Origin of the sequence: Nitratireductor aestuarii, assembly GCF_014641695.1 — a bacterium.
Classification (GTDB): Bacteria; Pseudomonadota; Alphaproteobacteria; order Rhizobiales; family Rhizobiaceae; genus Chelativorans; species Chelativorans aestuarii.
Genome location: NZ_BMIF01000001.1, coordinates 260605 through 284418, shown reverse-complemented (window position 1 = coordinate 284418; position 23814 = coordinate 260605). Strand labels below are relative to the sequence as shown.

Annotated in this window: 22 protein-coding genes; 1 reads left to right on the top strand and 21 read right to left on the bottom strand. The window is 60.6% G+C overall.

The genetic code is table 11. The features are described from left to right. Positions 1-13: 13 nt before the first annotated feature. Positions 14-616: an AAA family ATPase gene (locus IEX27_RS01465; protein WP_188719149.1), complete on the top strand. Its 603-nt coding sequence runs from the start codon at positions 14-16 to the stop codon at positions 614-616. On the opposite strand, the gene IEX27_RS01460 is transcribed toward IEX27_RS01465, so the two are convergent. From IEX27_RS01460 to nuoF, 21 genes are all read right to left on the bottom strand, one after another. Then, positions 570-1367, bottom strand: a complete 798-nt coding sequence (locus IEX27_RS01460; RefSeq protein ID WP_188719148.1) for an ABC transporter ATP-binding protein — start codon at positions 1365-1367, stop codon at positions 570-572. The genes IEX27_RS01465 and IEX27_RS01460 overlap by 47 nt on opposite strands. Then, positions 1367-2248 carry an ABC transporter permease gene (locus IEX27_RS01455; RefSeq protein ID WP_188719147.1) on the bottom strand — a complete coding sequence of 294 codons (882 nt, stop codon included), beginning with the start codon at positions 2246-2248 and terminating at the stop codon, positions 1367-1369. Before IEX27_RS01455 ends, IEX27_RS01460 begins: the two co-directional genes overlap by 1 nt. Positions 2249-2386: 138 nt before the next feature. After that, positions 2387-3340, bottom strand: a complete 954-nt coding sequence (locus IEX27_RS01450; protein WP_188719146.1) for an ABC transporter substrate-binding protein — start codon at positions 3338-3340, stop codon at positions 2387-2389. Positions 3341-3890: 550 nt separating this feature from the next. Then, positions 3891-4307 carry an RNA polymerase-binding protein DksA gene (gene dksA, locus IEX27_RS01445; protein WP_188719145.1) on the bottom strand — a complete coding sequence of 139 codons (417 nt, stop codon included), beginning with the start codon at positions 4305-4307 and terminating at the stop codon, positions 3891-3893. A gap of 479 nt (positions 4308-4786) precedes the next feature. Then, entirely contained in the window at positions 4787-4933 is a 147-nt protein-coding gene (locus tag IEX27_RS01440; RefSeq protein WP_188719144.1) for a hypothetical protein, read from the bottom strand. Between the two features lie 554 nt (positions 4934-5487). After that, on the bottom strand, positions 5488-6195 hold the full coding sequence (locus tag IEX27_RS01435) for an ABC transporter ATP-binding protein (protein ID WP_188719143.1): 708 nt from the start codon (positions 6193-6195) through the stop codon (positions 5488-5490). A 2-nt stretch (positions 6196-6197) separates the two neighbouring features. Continuing rightward, positions 6198-7478 (bottom strand): lipoprotein-releasing ABC transporter permease subunit, encoded by a 1281-nt coding sequence (locus tag IEX27_RS01430; RefSeq protein WP_188719142.1) that lies wholly within the window; start codon positions 7476-7478, stop codon positions 6198-6200. Next, positions 7475-8803, bottom strand: a complete 1329-nt coding sequence (gene proS / locus IEX27_RS01425; RefSeq protein WP_188719141.1) for a proline--tRNA ligase — start codon at positions 8801-8803, stop codon at positions 7475-7477. The genes IEX27_RS01430 and proS overlap by 4 nt, the downstream gene beginning before the upstream one ends. Before the next feature lie 531 nt (positions 8804-9334). Then, complete coding sequence (locus IEX27_RS01420) at positions 9335-9625, bottom strand: DUF1467 family protein (protein ID WP_188719140.1); 291 nt, start codon at positions 9623-9625, stop codon at positions 9335-9337. Between the two features lie 171 nt (positions 9626-9796). After that, positions 9797-10201, bottom strand: coding sequence for a methylmalonyl-CoA epimerase (mce, locus tag IEX27_RS01415; RefSeq protein ID WP_188719139.1), 405 nt, complete (start codon positions 10199-10201; stop codon positions 9797-9799). 14 nt (positions 10202-10215) lie between these two features. Then, positions 10216-11823 carry a ribonuclease J gene (locus IEX27_RS01410; protein WP_188719138.1) on the bottom strand — a complete coding sequence of 536 codons (1608 nt, stop codon included), beginning with the start codon at positions 11821-11823 and terminating at the stop codon, positions 10216-10218. Between the two features lie 156 nt (positions 11824-11979). Further along, entirely contained in the window at positions 11980-12756 is a 777-nt protein-coding gene (locus IEX27_RS01405; RefSeq protein ID WP_188719137.1) for a biotin--[acetyl-CoA-carboxylase] ligase, read from the bottom strand. Positions 12757-12759: 3 nt separating this feature from the next. Beyond that, entirely contained in the window at positions 12760-14196 is a 1437-nt protein-coding gene (nuoN, locus tag IEX27_RS01400) for an NADH-quinone oxidoreductase subunit NuoN (protein ID WP_188719136.1), read from the bottom strand. A gap of 17 nt (positions 14197-14213) precedes the next feature. Continuing rightward, positions 14214-15719 carry an NADH-quinone oxidoreductase subunit M gene (locus tag IEX27_RS01395; protein ID WP_188719135.1) on the bottom strand — a complete coding sequence of 502 codons (1506 nt, stop codon included), beginning with the start codon at positions 15717-15719 and terminating at the stop codon, positions 14214-14216. 3 nt (positions 15720-15722) lie between these two features. Next, complete coding sequence (gene nuoL / locus IEX27_RS01390; protein ID WP_188719134.1) at positions 15723-17705, bottom strand: NADH-quinone oxidoreductase subunit L; 1983 nt, start codon at positions 17703-17705, stop codon at positions 15723-15725. 13 nt (positions 17706-17718) lie between these two features. Then, complete coding sequence (nuoK, locus tag IEX27_RS01385; RefSeq protein ID WP_188719133.1) at positions 17719-18027, bottom strand: NADH-quinone oxidoreductase subunit NuoK; 309 nt, start codon at positions 18025-18027, stop codon at positions 17719-17721. A gap of 2 nt (positions 18028-18029) precedes the next feature. Next, entirely contained in the window at positions 18030-18650 is a 621-nt protein-coding gene (locus tag IEX27_RS01380) for an NADH-quinone oxidoreductase subunit J (RefSeq protein ID WP_188719132.1), read from the bottom strand. Positions 18651-18784: 134 nt separating this feature from the next. Continuing rightward, positions 18785-19276 (bottom strand): NADH-quinone oxidoreductase subunit NuoI, encoded by a 492-nt coding sequence (gene nuoI, locus IEX27_RS01375; protein ID WP_188719131.1) that lies wholly within the window; start codon positions 19274-19276, stop codon positions 18785-18787. A gap of 52 nt (positions 19277-19328) precedes the next feature. Continuing rightward, entirely contained in the window at positions 19329-20372 is a 1044-nt protein-coding gene (gene nuoH / locus IEX27_RS01370) for an NADH-quinone oxidoreductase subunit NuoH (protein ID WP_188719130.1), read from the bottom strand. 7 nt (positions 20373-20379) lie between these two features. After that, positions 20380-22461, bottom strand: coding sequence for an NADH-quinone oxidoreductase subunit NuoG (nuoG, locus tag IEX27_RS01365; RefSeq protein WP_188719129.1), 2082 nt, complete (start codon positions 22459-22461; stop codon positions 20380-20382). Positions 22462-22504: 43 nt separating this feature from the next. Next, entirely contained in the window at positions 22505-23809 is a 1305-nt protein-coding gene (nuoF, locus tag IEX27_RS01360) for an NADH-quinone oxidoreductase subunit NuoF (RefSeq protein ID WP_188719128.1), read from the bottom strand. Between the last annotated feature and the right edge of the window lie 5 nt (positions 23810-23814).

Below are 23814 nucleotides of genomic sequence, written 5' to 3'. Positions count from 1 at the left end.
CCATGAGGCCGCCATGAAACGCACTGCTGCAGACCGGCTCATTCTCCTCACCGGCGGGCCGGGTTCCGGAAAGACGACATTGCTCGATGCGCTTGCGTCAGAGGGTTACCGCGTCGCTCCCGAGGCGGGACGCGCGATCATTCGTGATCAACTGGCGATCGGTGGGCAGGCACTTCCGTGGAAGGACGCTGCCCTCTTTGCGGAACAGATGCTGCAGTGGGACCTGCGATCCCACGCTGAGGCGTGCGCGGTCGAAGCATATACTTTCTTCGACCGGGGCGTGCCTGATATCGTCGGATATCTTCGTCTCAGCGGGCTTCCCATGCCGGAGCATGTCACCAGGGCCGCAGAGCGTTGCCGGTACTGGCAGAAGGCCTTCATCCTCCCGCCGTGGCCGGAGATCTTCACGCAGGATGCGGAACGCAGGCAGGATCTTGAGGAGGCTATGCGCACCAACGACGCAATGGTCACTGCCTATTCAGATCTGGGATATGAGCTTGTTGAAGTGCCGCGCGCCTCGATCGAGGAACGCGCGGCATTCGTGCTTCGCGGATCGGCCTCTCGTTCGGCTAGCCAATCCGCAGCGCGTCGTCGTCCAGCTCAGCCCCGCCCCTGACCTTGCGGAACATCTCCACCAGATCATCGACCTTCATCGTGTGACGGCGGTCGCCCGCGATATCGAGCACCACCTGGCCCTCGTGCAGCATCACCGTACGCGTTCCATGATCGAGCGCCTGACGCATGGAGTGCGTCACCATCAGCGTCGTCAGGCCGTGCTGCTTGACCAGCTTTTCAGTCAGGTTGGCCACAAATTCTGCCATGCCCGGGTCGAGAGCTGCCGTGTGCTCATCGAGAAGCAGGACCTTGGCTTCGGCGAGGGTCGCCATGACGAGCGACAGCGCCTGGCGCTGGCCGCCTGACAGGAGCCCCATGCGGTCGCCCATGCGGTTTTCCAGCCCCAGCCCGAGCTCTGCCACGCGGTCGCGGAACTTCGCACGGCGGGAGGCCTGAAGCGCCAGCCCAAAGCCACGGCGCGAGCCACGCGCGGCTGCCAGCGCGAGATTCTCCTCGATCGAAAGATCCGCGCAGGATCCTGCGAGCGGGTCCTGGAACACGCGCGCCACACGCTTGGCGCGGGCCGACGGCTTTTCGCGCGTTACATCGTCTGCGCCGACGCGGATGACACCTTTCTGGGGCGTCACGTCGCCGGCGATCGCGCCCAGGAGTGTAGACTTGCCCGCGCCGTTCGAGCCGATGACCGTGACGAACTCACCGTCGTGAAGGGTGACGTTGATGCCGCGCAGCGCCTTGCGCTCAAGCGGCGTGCCGGGGTTGAAGGTAACGTGAAGGTTTTCAGCGGCGATCATTATGCAGCCCTCCGGCGTGCCTTGAGCTTCGGCAGGATGAGCGCAAGCGTCACCAGCACGGCAGTTACGAGATTGAGATCCGACGCCTTGAGGAAGAGAAAGTCGGCGGAGAGCGCCAGCTGCACTGCCACGCGATAGACGACGGAGCCTATCACGCAGGCAAAGAGCGCGACCAGCATCGAACGCGACCGGAAGAGCGTTTCGCCGACGATCACCGAGGCAAGGCCAACCACGATGGTGCCAACGCCGGAGGTGACGTCCGCGAAGCCGGCGATCTGGGCGAACAGCGCGCCGGCGAGACCCGTCAGGCCGTTCGAGAGCACCATGCCGACATAAATCTGGCCGCCAACATTGACGCCATTTGCCTGCGCCATGCGCGCATTGGCGCCCGCCGCTCGCATGGCAAGGCCGAAGTCACTGGCGAGGAAGCGCGCCAGAAGCAGCACGGCAATGACGACCAGCACGAAGAGCACGAGCGGCCGGACGATGTGGTCGGGAATTCCGAGATCGTAAAAGGGTGAGATGATCGTGTCGCGGTTCAACAGCGACATGTTCGGACGTCCCATGACGCGCAGGTTGACCGAGAACAGCGCGATCATCGTCAGGATAGAGGCGAGCAGGTTCAGAATGCCAAAGCGCACGTTCAGGAAGGCTGTAACAAGGCCGCAGGCAGCGCCGCAGATGGCGGCAATGATGAGCGAGGTCCACGGGTCCACACCAGCACTGATGGCGACGGCAGCAACCGCTGCGCCGAGAGGAAAGGAGCCGTCAACGGTCAGATCGGGGAAGTCCAGCACCCGGAAAGCCAGGTAGACGCCCAGCGCGACGAAACCGAAGATCAAGCCTAATTCGACTGCTCCCCAAAGGGCGATGGCTGACATAAGAACAATGCTCCAGATAGCTGCGCGTTCGGCTGTTGCGTGGCCCGAAGCAGGAGGCAAACGCAAGTAGAAAATTCAGTAATCGGCAGGAAAAGGTGAGAAAAAGTGCCGCTCCGCCGGGGCGGAGCGGCCAAAATACTATTCAATGACCTTGCTTGCGCGCTCAACGACGGCGTCCGGCAGAGTCACGCCCTGAGCTTCTGCTGCCTTCTTGTTGACGACAAGGTCGGAACCGCTGGCGAAGGTGACGGGGATCTCGCCCGCCTTCTCGCCTTTCAGAACGCGCAGGACCACGTCAGCAGTCTGCAGGCCAACCTGGTAATAGTCGAAGCCTACGGCTGCGATAGCGCCACGGCCAACCGAATCCGTGTCTCCGGAGATCAGCGGCAGGTCGTTCTCATCGGCAACGCCGACGATGGCTTCGAATGCCGAAACGACGGTGTTGTCGGTCGGGACATACATGGCCTGAGCCTTGCCTACCAGGCTGCGGGCGGCGTTCTGCACGTCAGCCGTACGGTTCGCCATGGCTTCCACGACGGTGAGCCCCTGCTCCTCGGCTGCCTTCTTGAACATGTCGAGAAGCGCGACGGAGTTTGCCTCACCCGGGTTGTAGACGAAGCCGACGGCCTTCACGTCCGGAACGATCTCCTTGATGAGCGCGATGTGGTCGGCAACAGGCGTCAGATCGGAGACGCCGGTGACGTTTGCGCCAGGCGCTTCGTTCGTTGCAACGAGGCCAGCGGCGACCGGGTCGGTCACGGCGGAGAAGACGATCGGAATGGTGCGCGTCGCACCGGCTGCGGCCTGTGCGGACGGAGTAGCAATCGGCACGATCACATCCGGCGAGCTTCCCGCGAATTCGCGCGCGATCTGGGCAGCCGTGGCCGGGTTGCCCTGTGCGGATTCGTAGATGAACTCAAGGTTTTCCCCCACCTTGTAGCCGGCCTTCTCCAGGCCATCGCGAACGCCATCGCGAACGGCGTCGAGCGAAGGATGTTCAACGATGGCGGTCACGGCTACCTTTGCCGAATGCGCGATCGCGCTGCCGGACATGAGAAGGCTGGCCGCTGCGAGAACGAGAAGCTTACGCATGTAATATACTCCGATGACAATTTGCCCTAGCAAGGCTCCCCCGGGCAGCCGGAAGACTGCCGGCATTTCAGGAAATCCTCCCCTCGGCGCAATGTTTTCGATAGCCCTTTGGATGTCAATGGCGCGGGGCGTTGGAGCTGTTGAGCATTGCCCAGTGGTCTCAAAGATCGGGCAAACCAGGAGCGCTATCCCAGGCGTCTGACGAGGTTCACCAGCTTGCCCGACTGATCGGGTGACTTGGAAGGTATCGCGAGAACTGCTCGAAATGGTCTCAGGTGGTGAGCCGCAGCCCGAAATTTTCTGGGTTCAATGATGATCCGCTAGAGCTCGCCACCCCGGATTAGCCGAAGACATGAATTGGTCCTAGGGGCCGCTTCTGGTCCAGCTTTGGAGAACGACGCGCCTTGCCACACGGGGTATCAATGTTCCCGAGGAAATGATGCAGACCAGGCAGCTTGTTCAAAGAAGAAATACTGGCGGGGGAAGATTGCCCAAATAAAAACCCGGTGAAGCCATGCCTCACCGGGCTAATTATTGTCAGGAATTTCCGCTATTCGTCGCGGTAGACTTTTTCACGGCGCTCGTGGCGCTCTTGTGCCTCGATTGAAAGCGTCGCGATCGGACGCGCATCGAGACGTTTCAGCGAGATAGGTTCGCCGGTTTCTTCACAATAGCCATAGGTCCCCTCCTCCAACCGTTGCAATGCAGCATCGATTTTCGCAATGAGCTTTCTTTGGCGGTCACGTGCTCTGAGTTCAATAGCGCGATCGGTCTCCGAAGAAGCCCTATCGGCAAGATCAGGATGGTTGGCGCTTTCTTTTTGAAGCACCTCTAGCGTCTCACGCGCTTCTTTAAGGATGTCGTCCTTCCACTTTATGAGCTTCCGGCGGAAATAGGCCCGCTGGCGCTCATTCATGAAGGGTTCGTCCTCAGAGGGCACGTAGTCAGCGTCGACGAGATCGGACATAAACAACCCCACTGCTTCACGGCGGGTGCTATATATTCTGGCAATACGGCGGGTACAAGCCCAATCCGCCTTAATGCCCTGTAATTATGATTCTCCTTTACGTGTAAAGGAGATCACGATGGTTCCAATGACCCAAATTCGCGCCTGAGCTCGCGAATCACTCGCATCAGCATGAGCCATTGCCCCGTCAATGCGACTCAACGGTGCAGTCTGGAACGCTCCATGGCAGCGTTCAGCGCGGAGCACGCCCAGCCTCGCGCAATCCGTCGCCCGCCTTTGTCGCCTGCTAGACGTAGATCCAACAGCACAGCCATCTGCCCCGAAATGACCTTCAGTCAGTTTTCCGTGATTAGCTGAGGATCATTCCCTGTTCATCAGGAACGTCCTCCAGCATCCGGGCCGTAACGCTTCCGCAGCCGTGTGCGACAGCAGCTCATGCCTGAGCAGGCTCACACCTCGGCAGGCTGACGCTTATGATCTCACTCTTCAAAGAGCACATGCTTCGACAGCTCACGCTTCGACTGCTCATGCTTCGACAAGCTCTGCGTGAGCGAGGGGCTGCCCTTCATCCAGAAGCACGTCTCAACCGAGACGACGGGGCTCCCACCCCGCCCGACCAGCAGCATCCGCTCATTTCCAACGGAATTCGCATGCACCAAAAAATCGGAGTTCGATCAGTGAAAAATGCTGATCCAGGACGTCGCAGCAATAACAAACGAGCTCACAGCAAGCAGCGAAGCCAGGTCACGAACAAAGTCAGTCATCGGGTTCCTCCTAAGAACTATGTGCTGATCTCTATATGGACATCGTATGTTCTGATTTTGTTCACGTCAACACGAAAGTGGAAGATCCGATTCTCGCGGGCTTCAACCTGGATCAATGATTAAGAAAACCTTAGCGCGATAAATCTCGAGGGAGCTCATGCTCCGCGATGTGGGCCTGCTCGGACAGACAGGCGCTGCCCGTACAGCAGCGGGCCGCGTAGCACATCATGAGGGGTAACGAGACCTGAGGCGAAGGGTGGTGCGGCCCGATGCGAGCACGCCCGTCGCCCAGGCAACGCGGGCGAACGGGTCGTTGGAAACCGGGTAAAATCGGCCCAGATCATTTCAGCGTTGCCAGAAACGCCGAAAGGATCCAGGTCTCTGTTTGAGCGCAATTCCGGACGGAAGCCCGTACGCTAGCGAGATGACTTGGCGAGCGTCGCGTCGAGATCGACGATCTTGCCGTCGCGCAGAGTGACGCGGCGGTCCATGCGGGCTGCCAGCTCTGCGTTATGGGTTGCGATCAGGGCTGCGAGGCCGGAATGGCGCACCAGCGCTTCCAGTGCGTCGAAGACGTAGTGCGCGGTGCCTGGATCGAGGTTACCGGTCGGCTCGTCCGCCAGCAGCACCAGCGGGGCGTTCGCCACGGCGCGCGCAATGGCGACACGCTGCTGTTCACCGCCGGAAAGCTCGGCGGGGCGGTGTTCGGCCCGCTTGCCCACCTTCATGTAGTTGAGGAGCTGCTCCGCCCGCTCTTTCGCCTCGGCGGGTGCGAGGCCGGAGATCAGCTGCGGCATCATCACGTTTTCGAGCGCGGTGAATTCCGGCAGGAGGTGATGGAACTGGTAGACGAAGCCGATGTCGCGGCGGCGGATTTCCGTGCGGCGGTCATCCGAGAGGCCGGCGCAGGGCTGTCCGTTGATGATCACGTCCCCGCCGTCGGGATACTCGAGCAGGCCAGCGATGTGCAGCATCGTCGACTTGCCGGTGCCGGATGGAGCCACAAGTGCCACCATCTCGCCGCGCTTCAACGTGAAGTTCGCGTTGTTCAGGATGACGAGCTCTTTCGACCCCTGCACATAGCGCCGGTTGATCGACTTCAGTTCGAGGATGCCTTCAGCCATGATTATTCGTATCTCAGAGCATCAACGGGATCGAGACGTGCAGCGCGCCAGGCGGGGAACAGCGTCGCCAGGAACGACAGAGCGAGCGCGATAAGCACGACCGCAATGGTTTCGCCCGATTCCATGTCGGCCGGAAGCTTGCTGAGGAAGTAGATCTCCGGATTGAAGATGGTGGTGCCCGATACCCACGAGAAGAACTGACGGATCGATTCCACGTTGAGACAGAGGAGCGTGCCGAGGATCAGGCCGGCGAAGGTGCCCGCCACGCCGATCGACGCGCCCGCCATCATGAAGATGCGCATGATCGCCCCGCTCGTCGCGCCCATGGTACGCAGGATGGCTATGTCGTGCCCCTTGTCCTTCACCAGCATGATCATGCCGGAAATGATGTTCAGCGCGGCGACGAGCACGATCATCGTCAGGATCATGAACATCACGTTGCGCTCCACTTCCAGCGCGGAGAAGAACACCTGATTGCGCTGGCGCCAGTCGGTGAGCTGTACCGGGCGCTGCGCGGCATCTTCGATCAGCGGATAGAAGCTGGCGATATTGTCTGGATTGTCGACGAAGACCTCGATCTGCTGCGCCAACCCCTCGACATTGAAGAAGAGCTGGGCCTCGCTGATCGCCATGAAGACGAAGCTTGCATCGTATTCGGAAATGCCAACCTCGAAGACGCCCTTGATCGGATAGGCCTTGACGCGCGGCGTCACACCGAAGGGGGTGATGTCGCCCTCCGGCGAGAAGAGCGTGACGTTGTCGCCAATGCTCACGCCCAAGCGCTGGGCCATGCGAGAACCGATCAGGATCCCCTCGCCCGTGTCGAAGTTTTCGAGCGACCCCTGGCGAATGTTCTGGCCCATGGAGAGCTTGGCGATGTCCTCGGCACGCAGGCCGCGAACAATGGCGCCGGAACCCGCGCCGCGAGGCCCGGAAGCCAGCACCTGTCCCTGCACCATGGGAACGGCGAGGCGAACGCCCGGCACGCCGCTCAGTCGCGTCGACAGTACTTCATAGTCGTTCAGCGGCATGTCGATGGGCATCACGGACATGTGCCCCTCGATGCCCAGCATGCGTGTCAGGAGCTCAGTCCGAAATCCATTCATGACGGCCATCACCACGATCAGCGTCGCGACGCCGAGCATGATGCCGATGAATGAGATTGCAGAGATTACGGAGACCGCAGCCTCCTTGCGGCGTGAGCGCAGGTAACGCCATGCCACAAGACGCTCGAAATACGAGAAAGGTCCCGCCCCCGCCGCCCTGGCTCCTTTTTCACTCATGAGTTGGTGCCGAACCTTTCCAGAACGTCCTTCAGTGCCAAGTTTTCGCGCTCGCCGGTGGCGCGGTTCTTGAGCTCGACCTCACCGGCAGCGATGCCGCGCGGACCGACGATGATCTGCCAGGGCAGACCGATGAGATCGGCGGTCGCGAACTTCGCGCCGGCGCGCTGGTCGGTGTCGTCGTAGAGAACCTCGACGCCAGCAGCCCAGAGTTTGCTGTAGAGCTCTTCGCAGGCGGCATCGCAGGCAGCGTCGCCAGCCTTCATGTTGATAAGGGCCACATGGAACGGCGCGACAGCCTCCGGCCAGATGATGCCGTTATCGTCATGGCTCGCCTCGATGATCGCAGCGATCAGACGAGACGGACCGATGCCGTAGGAGCCCATGGAAACGAGCTGTTCCTTGCCGTCCGGTCCCGTCACAGCAGCCTTCATGGGCGCGGAATACTTGGTGCCGAAGTGGAAAATATGGCCAACCTCGATGCCACGGGCGGAAAGGCGGCTGTCCTCCGGCACGGAAGACCAGTCGTCCTCCTGGTGCATTTCTTCGGTGGCCGCGTAGGGCGTCGTCCATTCCGTAACAATGCCGGCGATCTCGGCATCGTTGTTGAAGTCGACGTCCGCCGAAGGCACGGGAAGATCAAGGAACTTCTTCTCGCAGAACACAGCGCTTTCGCCGGTGGAAGCGAGGATGATGAACTCATGGCTCAGGTCGCCGCCGATGGGGCCCGTGTCAGCGCGCATCGGGATCGCCTTCAGGCCCATGCGGGTGAAGGTGCGCAAGTAAGCCACGAACATGCGGTTGTAGGCCGCCCTGGCGCCCTCGTAATCGAGGTCGAACGAATAGGCGTCCTTCATGAGGAATTCGCGCGAGCGCATCACGCCGAAGCGAGGACGCACTTCATCGCGGAACTTCCACTGGATGTGGTAGAGGTTCAGCGGCAGATCGCGATAGGACTTAACGTACGACCGGAAAATGTCGGTGACCATTTCCTCGTTGGTCGGACCGTAAAGCATGTCGCGCTCGTGACGGTCCTTGATGCGGAGCATCTCCTTGCCGTAGTCGTCGTAACGGCCGCTTTCGCGCCACAGATCAGCCGACTGGATGGTCGGCATCAGGATTTCCTGAGCGCCGGCGCGGTTCTGCTCCTCGCGGATGATCTGGCAGACCTTGTCCAGCACTCGCTTGCCCAGCGGAAGCCAGGTGAAGCTGCCCGCAGCCTGCTGGCGCAGCATGCCAGCACGGAGCATCATGCGGTGAGACACGATCTCCGCTTCACGGGGATTTTCCTTCAATATGGGCAAAAAGTAGCGCGACAGTCGCATTTGTCAGTCCAGCACGAGAGGAAGCGCGGAATCATCTCCGCGACTATTGGATTTGCATTGCTTCTTAGCCATTTCGTGACCGCTTGAAAACCCGCGGCTTCAAGGGCGGATGAATTGCCCCAAGGCTGTTGCCCGCCGTTCACGGCTGTATTTTGTCAAAGTCGCCGGACGCGAAAATTTATCGTGACATTGCACGAAAACTTGGTCTAAAGTGCATGCCACATAACAAGAACATGGAGTAACAATCCAGTTCATTTACGCGGTCAAAAGTCTTGGGAGGATATGGTCCTGGCGCGATGACCCGCTGCCGCCGTCGGGAGACGGAGTAAGGATCGGACGCGTTAAGTTGCAAGGCTTCATGCCTTGCTTTTTTTTTGCGCAAAATGAAATCGCCTGGTTGAAGCCAGACGAAGTGTTTGGGGTCTCAGGATTATGGGGTTGCAGAGCTTAAGCTCGTGCCCACAAGCTAATGCTTTCACAAGCTTGGCATGAGAGCAGAGGCCTGGACCAGTTCAGACTCGCACAGAAACTCTAGTGGTGGCCGCCGCCTATTGCGCCAAATACGGGGATCAGGCGCGGGATATCGTCGAAGGAATAGCCCAGAACGCGCGTCACGATCAGCATCACGGTCATGACGACGGCCGAAAACACCGTCGTCAGAATGACCACCTTCAGCATGTGCTTGCCCGCAGGCGCGCTGGAAGTCGTTCCGAGGATGACATCCTTCTCATCGTCCTGTGTGCGCAGCCCGATCGGCAGCGCCACAAACAGCATGATCCACCAAAGGATGAAGTAGACTGCGGCGAGCGATACCCAGGTCATGTGCACTCCAAACGATATTCAGGCTGACAGCCATGGTGATCCTGAGGAACGACCCTGTCAGGGATTGCTTAAAGGCGGACCAGCTTCCAACGCCTGTTACGCCATCCCGCCGGGGAATGAAAGCCCAGGCAGGAGCGGTTCCCTGTCACAGCGGCGTAATCCAGGGCAGCGTCAGATCTGCTCCAGTTCCACCAACGTGCCGTTGAAATCCTTCGGGTGAAGGAAGAGCACCGGCTTGCCGTGGGCGCCAGTCTTGGGTTCGCCGTCGCCCAGTACGCGGGCGCCCTTCGCCTTCAGCTGGTCGCGAGCAGCAAGAATGTCCTCGACCTCGTAGCAGACGTGGTGCAATCCACCCGAGGGGTTCTTCTCCAGGAAAGCAGCGATGGGAGAGCCCTCGCCCAGCGGCTCCAGAAGCTCGATCTTGGTGTTATCGAGCTCTACGAACACGACGGTGACGCCGTGCTCCGGCAATGCCTGAGGCTCCGACACCCTGGCACCCAGCGTGTCGCGATAGTTCGCGGTTGCGGATTCCAGATCGGTAACAGCGATTGCCACATGGTTGAGCCTCTTCAGCATCATTCCCCCTAATGTTACTGCGTCACAAACACGGTCACGATCGGCTTCTTGCCCCAGACTTCGTTGGCAGAAGACCGAACCGAGCGGCGTACAGCCTCGGCAACCAGATCGAGGTTGCGCCTGCCCTTGCGCGGAATGCTCTGGATCGCACCGATGGCTGCGTCAAGCATCACCTGTTCAATCAGGCGGCCACTTGCGTCCTTTTCGGCCACGCCGACTGCGACAAGATCCGGATCGCCAGCCAGTTCGTACTGGTCATCGAGCACGACGTTGACGGCCACATGGCCGGCGAAGGCGAGCTTGCGGCGATCTCGCACTCCTACTTCAACATCGTTGCCTATCACCTTGCCATCCTTGTAGATTCTGCCGAACGGCACGCGCTCGATCAGCTCTACCGGTCCCGGTGCGAGGCGAAGCATCTCGCCGTCACGGACCTGGGCAACTTCAGGGATGCCGCTCATGGCGCCGAGCGAGCCGTGGGCTGCCAGATGGGCAGCTTCACCGTGCACGGGCACCAGAACCTGCGGCCTCACCCATTCATACATCCTGCGCAGCTCATTGCGGCGTGGATGGCCCGACACATGGACGAGCGCATCCGTGTCTTCGATGATCTTCACGCCCTGCTCGATGAGCTGGTTCTTGATCGTGATGATGGCCTTCTCGTTGCCCGGGATCACGCGAGAGGAGAAAACGACCGTATCACCGGGAGCGAGGCGGACATTACGCATTTCCTGACGGGCAAGCTTGGCAAGGGCGGCGCGCGCCTCGCCCTGGCTGCCGGTGCAGAGCACCACCACGTTCTCGCGCGGAATATGATCAAACTGATCTTCCGGTACGAAGGGTGGCAAGCCGTCCAGGTAGCCAAGCTCGGAACTCACTTCAATGACGCGCTGAAGCGAACGGCCAAGGACGAGCACTGAACGACCGGCATCGCGCGCAGCTTCAGCGATGGCCCGGATACGACCCACGTTTGAGGAAAAGGTGGTGACCGCGACGCGACCCGACGCCTGCTCGATCACTTCACGCAGACCGTTGCCGACGGCGCGTTCGGACGGAGAGTCCCCTTCACGCATCGCGTTGGTGGAGTCACAGACGAGCGCCAGAATACCCTCGTCGCCGAGCGCACGGAAGCGAGCCTCATCGATGCTCGGTCCAAGAACAGGTTCCGGATCAATCTTCCAGTCACCGGTATGAATGACCTTGCCGAGCGGCGTGGTGATCGCCAGCGAAACCGGCTCTGGAATGGAGTGGCTGACCGCCACGGCCTCGATCGTGAACGGCCCTATCTGGAAGGTCTGGCCGGCGCGGAAGATGTTCACCGGGATCTCCGGCGCGTTCCACTCGCCTTCACGCTTTGCTTCAAGCAGACCGGCGGTGAACGGCGTTGCCCAGACCGGCGCCTTCAGCATCGGCCAGATGTCCAGAAGACCGCCGTAGTGGTCCTCGTGGGCATGGGTGATGACAATGCCCTTCAGGTTCGGCAGCTGCTCCTGAACGAAGCGGATGTCCGGCAGGACGAGATCGACGCCCGGAAGGTCTGGTCCCGGGAAGGTCACACCGCAATCGACCAGAAGCCAGCTACGGTTGGCCGCCGGGCCATATCCGTAAAGGGCCAGATTCATGCCGATTTCGCCGACACCCCCCAAAGGACAAAATACCAACTCCTCGCGCCCTACTGCCACGTCGCGTTTCCTCTCGCTAAAATAGTTAGCAGATTATTGAATCTCTCGATCAATAACTACTCTTAACTCGTTGTTCTCAAACCCTCTCGGGATTTTCTACTCGCGGACCGATGCCACGGCACCGAAATGCACGTCACCAGCTGCAATGTGCACCAGACTGTTGTCGTCCTCGCGAATGACAAAGCGGCAGGCATCATCAATGGTTTCAAATATGCCCGAAGCGACCCGTCCGTCTACCCTTATGGTGACACGAGTGCCAAGACCAGCGGCGCGAGCAAGCCAGCGTTCGCGGATGCGCGGAAGCCCCCGGCCTTCATCCCACAGCCGCATGTTGTCGATCCACGCGTCGCTCAGAGCAAAAAACAAGCCTTCCGCGTCGACCTTGCTGCCGAGGGCGGCAAGTGACGTTGCCGGATAGGGAAGATCGGTTGGATGGGCGACGATGTTGACACCGATGCCCACGGCAACCGCGAGCCGCCCGTCTGAAAAGACGGTCGATTCAAGCAGGATGCCGGAAAGCTTTGCTCCATCGGCCAGAACATCGTTCGGCCACTTGAGCTCGAAACGGTGATTGCCAGCAGTCGCAACCAGTGCATCAGAAAGCGAAAGCCCGGCCACGAAGCCGAGCGTTGCAGCAGTAGCCGGGGGAATACTGGCAACCACGAGGGTGGTCGCAGCCAGATTTCCGGAAGGTGTGTCCCAGACACGCCCTCGCCTGCCACGGCCGCCGGACTGGTGCTTCGAGACGATCCAGAGATTTCCCGGATCGCCCTCAAGCGCCCGCTCCAGCGCGAGCGCGTTTGTCGACGTCACAGTGTCGTGTGCCTCGAGCCGGTAGCCGGTTGAATGTGCTGTCGGCGCGAGGGCAAACATTGCTTAGAAGAAGCTATGGGCAGCAGCTTCCGCGAGCTGGCCGACCGTACCGGCGAAAAGCACGTAGAAGGTGATGAACAGGCCGCTCAGACCCAGAACCAGGCGCAGTTCGCCAGCCATAGGCTGGAACCCACCGGCGGATTCATCGAACCACATGATCTTGATGACGCGCAGGTAGTAGTAGGCCGAGATGACCGAAGCCAGCATGCCGATAACGGCAAGTGTGAAGAGGCCAGACTGCATTGCAGCCAGGAATACGTACCACTTGGCAAAGAAGCCGCCGAGGAACGGGATGCCTGCCAGCGAGAACATGAGCAGCGTCAGGATCACCGCCATGACCGGGTTGGTCTTGGAGAGACCAGCCAGATCATCGATCTGCTCGACATTCTCGTCATTGCGGCGCATCGCCAGGATGAAGGCGAAGGTGCCGAGCGTCATGACCAGGTAGATCAGCATGTAGATCGCAACGCCGCGAACGCCTGCTTCCGAGTTGGCGGCAAGACCAACGAGTGCGAAGCCGACGTGACCGATGGACGAGTAAGCCATCAGGCGCTTGAAGTTGCGCTGGCCAATCGCGGCGAACGCGCCGAGCAGCATCGAGGCAATGGAGATGAACACCACGATCTGCTGCCAGTCGGAGGCAACCGGACGGAACGTGTCCATCGTCACGCGGACGAGCATTGCCATGGCCGCCATCTTCGGCGCAGCGGCAAAGAAGGCGGTGACCGGCGTCGGCGCACCTTCGTAGACGTCCGGCGTCCACATGTGGAACGGCACGGCGGAGATCTTGAAGGCAATGCCTGCGAGGATGAAGACCAGACCGAAGATCAGGCCGAGCGGACGCTGGCCGTCAGCAAGTGCTGCAGCGATACCGTCAAAGCCTACCTGGCCGGTGAAGCCGTAGACGAGCGAGATACCGTAGAGCAGCATGCCCGAAGCCAGCGAGCCCAGCACGAAGTACTTGAGGCCAGCTTCCGTCGCACGAACGCTGTCGCGGTTGATGGCGGCAACGACGTAGAGGGCAAGCGAAGAGAGTTCGAGGCCGAGGTACAGCGTCAGCATGTTGTTCGCCGACACCATCAGCATCATGCCAACGGTCGAGAGGATGATCAGGACCGGGTACTCGAACTTGTCGAAGCGCTCTGCCCGTGCAAAGCCAACCGACATGACAAGCGTAATCGCAGAACCAGCAAGCGTCAGCAGCTTCATGAAGCGGGCGAAGCCGTCGTTCACGAAAGCGCCGCCGAAGGCCTCGCCTTCCGTCGGGAAGACGAAAATCCAGGCGATGGCCGCAAAGAGCAGCGCCACGGCCAGACCGGTCACAGTGTTGTTGGCCCGCTCGCCGGAGAATACGCCGACCATGAGGAGCACCATCGCGCCTACGGCGAGTGCTACCTCCGGCAGTGTAAGAGCCAAGCTCGAAGTGAGATCAAACGTCATGGAATCCACTCTTCCGTTCAATTGGCTCCGGCCACCTGGGCCGCGTCGAGCGAGGCACTCAGATGATCGATCAGCGATCCGACTGAGGCCGTCGTCACATCAATAAGGGCGTTCGGATACACACCGAAGAAGATCACCAGCGCAACCAGCGGGTACAGGATCGCCTTCTCACGCACGGAGAGATCCGTCAGCACCTTCAGGCTTTCCTTCGTCAGCGCACCGAAGATCACCCGGCGGTAGAGCCAAAGTGCGTAGGCTGCCGAGAGGATCATGCCCGTGGCCGCGAAGAACGCGATCCAGGTGTTCACCTGATAGACGGCCAGAAGCGTCAGGAACTCACCGACGAAGCCGCTGGTGCCCGGAAGGCCGACGTTCGCCATGGTGAAGATCATGAACACGACCGCGTATTTCGGCATGTTGTTCACGAGGCCGCCGTAGGCTGCAATATCACGGGTGTGCATGCGATCGTAGATCACGCCCACGCAGAGGAACAGCGCACCAGAGACCAGACCGTGCGACAGCATCTGGAAGATGGCGCCCTGGATGCCCTGCTCGTTCATCGCGAAGATGCCCATGGTCACGAAGCCCATGTGAGCAACGGACGAGTAGGCGATCAGCTTCTTGATGTCAGTCTGCATCAGCGCCACGAGCGAGGTGTAAATCACCGCCACAACGGAGAGCGTGAAGACCACAGGAGCAAGATCGGCGGACGCGATCGGGAACATCGGCAGCGAGAAGCGCAGGAAGCCGTAGCCGCCCATCTTCAGCAGGATGGCCGCCAGGATCACGGAGCCGGCCGTCGGTGCTTCCACGTGTGCGTCCGGCAGCCAGGTGTGCACCGGCCACATCGGCATCTTCACCGCGAAGGAAGCAAAGAAGGCTACCCACAACCAGTACTGCATGTGTGCCGGGAAAGCGTGCGTCAGCAGCGTCGGGATGTCGGTCGTACCAGCCTGCCAGTACATCGCCATCATGGCGAGCAGCATCAGCACGGAGCCAGCCAGCGTGTAGAGGAAGAACTTGAAGCTTGCATAGACGCGGCGCTTGCCACCCCAGACGCCGATGATGATGAACATCGGCAGAAGGCTCGCTTCAAAGAAGACGTAGAACAGAACCACATCCAGCGCGCAGAACACGCCGATCATGAACGTTTCCAGGATCAGGAACGCGATCATGTATTCCTTGACGCGGTGCTGAACCGACTCCCAGCTCGCCAGGATGCAGAAAGGCATCAGGAACGTGCTGAGGATCACGAACAGCATCGAGATGCCGTCCACACCCATGTGGTAGGAGATGTTGGCGTCGAACCACTCGTGCTTCTCGACCATCTGGAAGCCCGGCACCGAATAGTCGAAGCCGGCCCAGATGAAGATCGAGAGAACGAAGGTGAAGACCGTCGTCAGCAGCGCAACATTGCGGATGTTGCGGCCGGCGCTCTGGCCATCATCCCTGATCAGCAGGATGAGAAATGCACCTACCAGTGGCAGGAAGGTGACCGTGGAAAGAATGGGCCAATCGGTCATGGTTTAGAACGAGCTCCCGAGCATCATCCAGGTCACAAGGGCTGCGACGCCAATCAGCATCGCAAAGGCATAGTGGTAGAGGTAACCGGTCTGCATCTTCACAACGCGGTTGGTGATGTCCACGACGCGGGCCGAGATGCCATCCGGGCCGAAGCCGTCGATGACCATGCCGTCGCCCTTCTTCCAGAGGAACTGGCCGAGGCGCATCGCGGGACGGACGAACAGGAAGTCATAGAGCTCGTCGAAGTACCACTTGTTGAGAAGGAAGGCGTAGAGGCCCCGGTTGCGGGCAGCAAGCTGCTTCGGGCTCTCCGGCGAACGGATGTAGAAGTGCCAGGAGACCAGCAGACCGATCAGCATCGCGGCGAACGGCGACCACTTCACCCATACCGGCACGCTGTGGAAGTCGTGCAGGATGTGGTTGTCCTCGAGCACGAAGAGAGCGCCCTTCCAGAAGTCGGTGAAGTGATGACCGATGAAGTATTCGCTGAAGACAACGCCCGCGAAGACCGCACCGAATGCAAGAATGTAGAGCGGAGCCAGCATGACCAGCGGCGATTCATGAACGTGGTGCATGACGTCGGCGGAAGCACGTGCCTTGCCGTGGAACGTCATGAAGATCAGGCGCCATGAATAGAAGCTGGTGAAGACGGCTGCGATTACGAGCAGCACGAAGGCGAACTGGCCAGCAGCCGTGTGAGCCGCAAACGCACCCTCGATCACCGCATCCTTGGAGAAGAAGCCGGCCATACCGATGAGCGTCCCCGGGATACCGACGCCGGTGAGCGCCAGGGTGCCGATGACCATCATCCAGTAGGTCTGCGGGATCAGCTTACGCAGGCCACCCATCTTGCGCATGTCCTGCTCGTCGGAAACGGCGTGGATCACCGAACCGGCACCGAGGAACAGCAGGGCCTTGAAGAAGGCGTGCGTGAAGAGATGGAAGACTGCAGCACCGTAGAAGCCGCTGCCAAGCGCCACGAACATGTAGCCCAGCTGAGAACAGGTCGAATAGGCGATGACGCGCTTGATGTCGTTCTGGACCAGACCGACGGTCGCCGCAAAGAACGCGGTGAAAGCGCCGACGAGGGTCACGATCATCAGAGCGGTCGGCGCCAGTTCGAAGATCGGCGACAGACGAGCGACCATGAAGACACCGGCGGTCACCATCGTAGCGGCGTGGATCAGAGCCGACACAGGGGTCGGGCCTTCCATGGCGTCCGGCAGCCAGGTGTGAAGCGGAACCTGCGCCGACTTGCCCATGGCGCCGACGAAGAGCAGCAGGCAGACGATGGTCAGCGCCGCGTGCGTCGTCAGCGAGTAGCCGAGGAAGGTCAGAACCGGTTCGGCGGATTCAGGCGTGCCCGGCAGGTAATTCTGGGTGTTGGCGAAGATGGTGTCGAAGCTCACCGAGCCGAACAGCATGAAGACGCCAAAGATGCCGAGGATGAAGCCGAAGTCACCAACGCGGTTGACGATGAAGGCCTTCATCGAAGCGGCATTGGCGGAGGGCTTCTTGTACCAGAAACCGATCAGCAGGTAGGACGCCAGACCCACGCCTTCCCAGCCGAAGAACATCTGGACCAGGTTGTCGGCGGTTACGAGCATCAGCATCGCAAAGGTGAACAGCGACAGGTACGCGAAGAAGCGCGGACGCTGCGGATCGTGATGCATGTAGCCGATTGAGTAGATGTGAACCAGCGAGGACACCGTGTTCACGACGACCAGCATCACGGCCGTCAGCGTATCGATGCGGAGCGCCCAGTTCACGTCGAGGTTTCCCGACGAGATAAACTGCAGCAGCGGTACGGTGAAGCCTTCCTGATCGCCAAGGGCTACGGAAAAGAATGCAATCCAGGAGAGCACGGCCGAAACGACCAGCAGTCCGGAAGTGATGAGTTCCGATCCCCTCGCCCCGATGGCGCGGCCAAAGAGACCGGCAATGAGAAAGCCCGCGAGAGGAAGGAATACGATCGCCTGATACATGAAAGTCCCCTCTTCAGCCCTTCATCGTGTTGATGTCTTCGACAGCGATGGAACCGCGGTTCCGGAAGAAGACCACCAGGATTGCAAGGCCGATCGCGGCCTCGGCCGCGGCGACTGTGAGTACAAAAAGTGCGAAGATCTGACCGACCAGGTCACCCAAGGCCGAAGAGAACGCGACAAAGTTGATGTTCACCGCGAGCAGGATGAGCTCGATCGACATCAGGATGATGATGACGTTCTTCCTGTTCAGAAAGATGCCGAAGACACCGAGCGTGAACAGCACCGCCGAGACAGTGAGAAAATGTGCAATCCCGACTTCCATGATTATATTCCCTCGCCGGTTTCCACTTTGCGGATCTCAATGGCGGTTGCGGGGGTGCGAGCCACCTGTTCCGCAATGTTCTGGCGCTTGACGCGTGGCTTGTGGCGGAGCGTCAGGACGATGGCGCCGATCATCGCTACGAGGAGGACCAGACCCGCGATCTGAAAGAAAAAGACGTAGTTGGTGTAGAGGACGTCACCCAGAGCCGCCGTGTTGTGGCGGTCGGCAACAGCCGGGACCGGCTGGCTGATGTTGGAAGCAACCTCAGGAGCGAAAGCATAGCCGCCGAGAACGATGATCAGTTCGGCCGCAAGGATCAGACCGACCATCGCGCCGATCGGCGCGTACTGCAGCGCTCCCTGCTTCAGCTCGGCGAAGTCCACATCCAGCATCATCACCACGAAGAGGAACAACACTGCCACTGCGCCGACATAAACAATCAGCAGGATCAGTGAGAGGAACTCTGCTCCCGACAGCAGGAACAGACCCGCCGCATTGAAGAAGGTGAGAATGAGAAAGAGCACCGAATGCACCGGGTTACGCGCGGATATGACCATGAACGCCGCCGCGACCGCAACGAAGGCGAATAGGTAGAAGAAGATCGCCCCTAGTCCTGTCAGCATCGATTCCCTCGATTCTTTCCCGGCGCAGCCATTTTGACCGAGCCGTTGCCGTCCGCATGACGGCTTTGCCTGTGTCATAGCGACGGAGCGCCTCAGCGCCCCATCCGTTTTACATTACAAGTACGCCTGCCCGGTTAGCGGTAAGGCGCATCCAAAGCGATATTGCGGGCCAGCTCACGCTCCCAGCGGTCGCCGTTCGCGAGAAGCCGTTCCTTGTTATAGTAGAGTTCCTCGCGGGTCTCGGTCGCGAACTCGAAGTTCGGACCTTCCACGATTGCATCGACCGGGCATGCCTCCTGGCAGAAACCGCAGTAGATGCACTTCACCATATCGATGTCGTAGCGGACCGTGCGGCGCGTGCCGTCATTGCGGCGCGGACCAGCCTCGATCGTGATCGCCTGAGCCGGGCAGATCGCTTCGCAGAGCTTGCAGGCGATGCAACGCTCTTCGCCGTTCGGATAACGGCGCAGCGCATGCTCGCCACGGAAGCGCGGCGAGATCGGGCCCTTCTCGTAAGGGTAGTTCAACGTCGCCTTCGGCGCGAAGAACTGCTTCATCGACAGAACGATGGCGCCCCAGAACTCCTGGAGGAGCAAGGATTTGGCGGCCTGTGCAAGAGCAGACATCGTCATTCCCCTACGAAAACAATAGCTTGTGAAAGGACGTTCACATTCATGTTCATGCCATTCCCGTGATCTTGAGGAACGCCGCCGTGGCGATGACCATGAAGAGCGAGATCGGCAGGAACACCTTCCAGCCCAGACGCATCAGCTGGTCGTAGCGGTAGCGCGGCACGAATGCCTTCACCAGTGCGAACATGAAGAATACGAACACAACCTTCAGCACGAACCACACCACACCCGGCACCCAGGTGAAGGGCGCGAAGTCGAACGGCGGCAGCCATCCACCCAGGAAGAGGATGGTGGTGAGCGCGCACATCAGAACGATCGCAACGTACTCGCCAAGGAAGAAGAGCAGGAACGGCGTCGAGGAGTACTCGATCATGTGACCGGCAACGAGCTCGGACTCTGCTTCAACCAGATCGAAGGGCGGGCGGTTCGTCTCGGCCAGAGCCGAGATGAAGAAGATGATGAACATCGGGAAGAGCGCCAGCCAATGCCAGTCGAGGAACGAGTTGGGCAAGCCGACCATGGTTCCGAGGCCCGTCTGCTGTGCAAGCACGATGTCGGTCAGGTTGAGCGAACCGACCACCAGCAGCACGGTGACGATGACGAAGCCGATGGAGACTTCGTAAGAGACCATCTGTGCGGCAGAGCGAAGTGCACCAAGGAACGGGTACTTCGAGTTCGAAGCCCAGCCACCCATGATCACGCCGTAGACCTCAAGCGAGGAGATCGCGAGCACGAAAAGGATACCGACGTTAATGTCGGCGATGGACCAGCCAAGGTTCACCGGAACAACTGCCCAGGCCGACATGGCGAGGACGGCGGAGACCAGCGGCGCGAGCAGGAACACGGCCTTGTTCGCACCCGACGGAATGATCGGCTCCTTGAAGGCGAACTTCAGAAGATCGGCGAACGACTGCAGAAGGCCCCAGGGACCAACGACGTTCGGGCCGCGACGCAGCTGCACGGCAGCCCAGATCTTGCGGTCCGCATAGAGAAGGTATGCCAGGCCAACCAGAAGGATGACGAGGAACAGTACCGACTGAAGCAGGATGATCAGCCCCGGAACCACATAATCAGTAAGGAAGGCTTCCATGTTTGACCTACTCAGCCGCCTGTTTGATTTCGCCGCGCGCCAGTGCAGAGCATTCAGCCATGACTGCCGATGCGCGAGCTATCGCATTGGTTAGGTAGAAGTCCGAGATCGTCGAGACGAAAGCGGTGCTGTCGAGCGCTCCGGCATAAGCCGCAAGGCCCTGCACTTCCGCAGCCGCGCCCGGCGCAATCGCGTCGAGAGCCGCAAAGTGCGGGTAGTCCGCATAGAGCTTCGCGCGCAGCTGGGCAAGCGAGTCGAACGGCAGCTTCTGACCCAGAACTTCGGACAGCGCACGGATGATAGCCCAATCCTCGCGAGCGTCGCCCGGAGCGAAGCCTGCGCGGTTGCCCATCTGAACGCGGCCTTCCGTGTTCACATAGGTGCCCGACTTCTCGGTGTAGGCTGCACCCGGCAGGATGACGTCGGCGCGGTGAGCACCGTTGTCGCCGTGCGAACCGATGTAGACCGTGAAGGCGTTGCCGATGCGGTCCATGTTGAGCTCGTCGGCGCCGAGCAGGAAGAGCACGTCAAGGTTGCCCATCATGCCGGCAACATCCTTGCCGCCCTCGCCCGGTACGAAGCCGAGGTCGAGACCGCCGACGCGGGAAGCCGCCGTGTGGAGGACAGCGAAGCCGTTCCACTCGTCAGAAACAGCACCTACGGCAGAGGCGAGCTTGGCTGCGTTGCCGAGAACCGACAGACCGTCTGCACGGGTGAGAGCGCCCTGCCCGATGATGATCATCGGACGCTGCGCGGTCTTCAGCACGTTCAGGAAGTCGCTGCGGCCATCGATCAGCGCCTGGAGCGAATCCGCGCCTGCACCGAGGTTCGTGTATTCGTAGCGCAGCTCGGTCGCCTCGCCGATCACACCGATCGGGAACGGACCTGCGCGCCAGCGCTTGCGGATACGGGCGTTGAGCACCGCAGCCTCGATACGCGGATTTGCGCCGATGATCAGCAGCGCGTCAGCGTCTTCAATGCCTTCGATGGTCGGGTTGAAGATGTAGCTTGCGCGGCCGAGTGACGGGTGAAGCTTGGTGCCATCCTGACGGCAGTCGATGTTCACTGAGCCCAGCGAGAACATCAGCTTCATCAGGGCGTACATTTCCTCGACGCTTGCGAGGTCGCCAGCAATCGCGCCAATGCGGTCGCCCGAGGTCTGCTTCACGGCGCCGGCGATGGTTGCGAAAGCCTCGTTCCAGGTTGCCGGCTGCAGGCGGCCGTCACGGCGAACGTACGGACGGTCAAGGCGCTGCGTGCGCAGGCCGTCCCAGATGAAGCGGGTCTTGTCGGAGATCCACTCCTCGTTCACCGCCTCGTTGGTGATCGGCATGATGCGCATGACTTCACGGCCACGCGTATCAACGCGGATCGCCGAGCCAACCGCATCCATCACGTCGATGGACTGGGTCTTGCCGAGCTCCCACGGACGAGCCTGGAAGGCATAGGGACGCGAGGTCAGAGCACCGACCGGGCAAAGATCGATCACGTTGCCCTGCAGCTCGGACGTCATTGCGTTTTCGAGATACGTGGTGATCTCGGCGTCCTCGCCACGGCCGATCAGGCCAAGCTCGGAGATACCGGCAACCTCGGTCGTGAAGCGAACGCACCGCGTGCAGTGAATGCAGCGGTTCATGATCGTCTTGACGAGCGGTCCGATGTACTTGTCTTCGACTGCGCGCTTATTCTCGTGGAAGCGCGAGGAGTCGACGCCATAGGCCATGGCCTGGTCCTGCAGGTCGCACTCACCGCCCTGGTCGCAGATCGGGCAATCCAGCGGGTGGTTGATGAGCAGGAACTCCATCACGCCTTCGCGGGCCTTCTTGACCATCGGCGTCTTGGTGAAGACTTCCGGAAGCTCGCCGTTCGGGCCGGGACGCAGGTCGCGAACACCCATGGCGCAGGAAGCCTGCGGCTTGGGTGGTCCACCCTTCACCTCGACAAGGCACATGCGGCAGTTGCCCGCGATGGACAGCCGTTCATGGAAGCAGAAACGAGGCACTTCCGCGCCGGCTTCTTCCGCAGCCTGCAGCAGCGTGTAGTGATCGGGAACTTCGATCTCTAAACCGTCGACCTTCAACCTTGCCATTATCGCCGTCCGCTAACTGCTTGCTTTATAGCCATAATTCTACTTACTCCGCCGCGACCATGACCGGCTCGACGCGGTGCGCATTGCGCGAGAACTCGTCGATCCGGCGCTCGATCTCCGGACGGAAATTCCGGATCAGGCCCTGGATCGGCCAAGCCGCAGCATCACCCAGAGCGCAGATCGTGTGACCCTCGATCTGCTTGGTGACGTCGAGCAGCATGTCGATCTCGTGCTTCTGAGCCTCGCCACGAACGAGACGCTCCATCACGCGCCACATCCAGCCTGTGCCTTCACGGCACGGCGTGCATTGGCCGCAGCTCTCGTGCTTGAAGAACTGCGACAGGCGGGCGATCGCCTTGATGATGTCGGTGGACTTGTCCATGACGATCACGGCAGCCGTACCGAACGACGACTTCACGCCGCGAAGGCCGTCGAAGTCCATCGGGCAGTCGATGATGTCGGCTGCCGGAACGACCGGACAGGATGCGCCGCCGGGGATCACAGCCAGGAGGTTGTCCCAGCCGCCGCGGATGCCGCCTGCATGGGTCTCGATCAGTTCACGGAAGGTGATGCCCATGGTCTCTTCAACGGTGCACGGCGTATTGACGTGACCGGAGACCATGAACAGCTTCGTGCCCTTGTTGTTGTCGCGGCCGAAGGACGAGAACCAGGAAGCGCCGCGACGCAGGATGGTCGGGGCAACGGCGATGGATTCAACGTTGTTGACCGTCGTCGGGCAGCCGTAGAGACCCATGTTCGCCGGGAACGGCGGCTTCAGGCGGGGCTGGCCCTTCTTGCCTTCAAGGCTCTCGATCAGGGCCGTCTCTTCGCCGCAGATGTAAGCGCCGGCGCCGTGATGAACGACGATGTCGAAATCGTAGCCGTGCTTGTTGTTCTTGCCGAGAAGTCCGGCGTCGTAGCACTCGTCGATCGCGGCCTGCAGCGCCTCGCGCTCACGGATGAACTCACCGCGAACGTAGATGAACGCATGATGCGCGCCCATGGCGAAACCGGCGATGAGGCAACCCTCGATCAGCGTGTGCGGATCGTGACGGAGAATGTCGCGGTCCTTGCAGGTGCCCGGCTCGGATTCGTCGGCGTTGACGACCAGGTAGTGCGGGCGTCCGTCGCTCTGCTTGGGCATGAACGACCACTTGAGGCCGGTCGGGAAGCCAGCGCCGCCACGTCCGCGAAGGCCGGAAGCCTTCATCTCCTCGATGATCCAGTCCCTGCCCTTTTCCAGAATGGCCTTGGTGCCATCCCAGTGTCCGCGCATCATCGCGCCGCGCAGCGAACGGTCGAAGCGGCCGTAGATATTGGTAAAGATGCGGTCCTTGTCCTGAAGCATCTCTC

Bases quoted from the DNA above. Each gene is read 5' to 3' on its own strand.
- IEX27_RS01465 (WP_188719149.1), top strand. From the start codon at position 14: ATGAAACGCACTGCTGCAGACCGGCTCATTCTCCTCACCGGCGGGCCG.
- IEX27_RS01460 (WP_188719148.1), bottom strand. From the start codon at position 1,367: ATGATCGCCGCTGAAAACCTTCACGTTACCTTCAACCCCGGCACGCCG.
- IEX27_RS01455 (WP_188719147.1), bottom strand. From the start codon at position 2,248: ATGTCAGCCATCGCCCTTTGGGGAGCAGTCGAATTAGGCTTGATCTTC.
- IEX27_RS01450 (WP_188719146.1), bottom strand. From the start codon at position 3,340: ATGCGTAAGCTTCTCGTTCTCGCAGCGGCCAGCCTTCTCATGTCCGGC.
- dksA (WP_188719145.1), bottom strand. From the start codon at position 4,307: ATGTCCGATCTCGTCGACGCTGACTACGTGCCCTCTGAGGACGAACCC.
- IEX27_RS01440 (WP_188719144.1), bottom strand. From the start codon at position 4,933: ATGCTGCTGGTCGGGCGGGGTGGGAGCCCCGTCGTCTCGGTTGAGACG.
- IEX27_RS01435 (WP_188719143.1), bottom strand. From the start codon at position 6,195: ATGGCTGAAGGCATCCTCGAACTGAAGTCGATCAACCGGCGCTATGTG.
- IEX27_RS01430 (WP_188719142.1), bottom strand. From the start codon at position 7,478: ATGAGTGAAAAAGGAGCCAGGGCGGCGGGGGCGGGACCTTTCTCGTAT.
- proS (WP_188719141.1), bottom strand. From the start codon at position 8,803: ATGCGACTGTCGCGCTACTTTTTGCCCATATTGAAGGAAAATCCCCGT.
- IEX27_RS01420 (WP_188719140.1), bottom strand. From the start codon at position 9,625: ATGACCTGGGTATCGCTCGCCGCAGTCTACTTCATCCTTTGGTGGATC.
- mce (WP_188719139.1), bottom strand. From the start codon at position 10,201: ATGCTGAAGAGGCTCAACCATGTGGCAATCGCTGTTACCGATCTGGAA.
- IEX27_RS01410 (WP_188719138.1), bottom strand. From the start codon at position 11,823: ATGAATCTGGCCCTTTACGGATATGGCCCGGCGGCCAACCGTAGCTGG.
- IEX27_RS01405 (WP_188719137.1), bottom strand. From the start codon at position 12,756: ATGTTTGCCCTCGCGCCGACAGCACATTCAACCGGCTACCGGCTCGAG.
- nuoN (WP_188719136.1), bottom strand. From the start codon at position 14,196: ATGACGTTTGATCTCACTTCGAGCTTGGCTCTTACACTGCCGGAGGTA.
- IEX27_RS01395 (WP_188719135.1), bottom strand. From the start codon at position 15,719: ATGACCGATTGGCCCATTCTTTCCACGGTCACCTTCCTGCCACTGGTA.
- nuoL (WP_188719134.1), bottom strand. From the start codon at position 17,705: ATGTATCAGGCGATCGTATTCCTTCCTCTCGCGGGCTTTCTCATTGCC.
- nuoK (WP_188719133.1), bottom strand. From the start codon at position 18,027: ATGGAAGTCGGGATTGCACATTTTCTCACTGTCTCGGCGGTGCTGTTC.
- IEX27_RS01380 (WP_188719132.1), bottom strand. From the start codon at position 18,650: ATGCTGACAGGACTAGGGGCGATCTTCTTCTACCTATTCGCCTTCGTT.
- nuoI (WP_188719131.1), bottom strand. From the start codon at position 19,276: ATGTCTGCTCTTGCACAGGCCGCCAAATCCTTGCTCCTCCAGGAGTTC.
- nuoH (WP_188719130.1), bottom strand. From the start codon at position 20,372: ATGGAAGCCTTCCTTACTGATTATGTGGTTCCGGGGCTGATCATCCTG.
- nuoG (WP_188719129.1), bottom strand. From the start codon at position 22,461: ATGGCAAGGTTGAAGGTCGACGGTTTAGAGATCGAAGTTCCCGATCAC.
- nuoF (WP_188719128.1), bottom strand. From the start codon at position 23,809: ATGCTTCAGGACAAGGACCGCATCTTTACCAATATCTACGGCCGCTTC.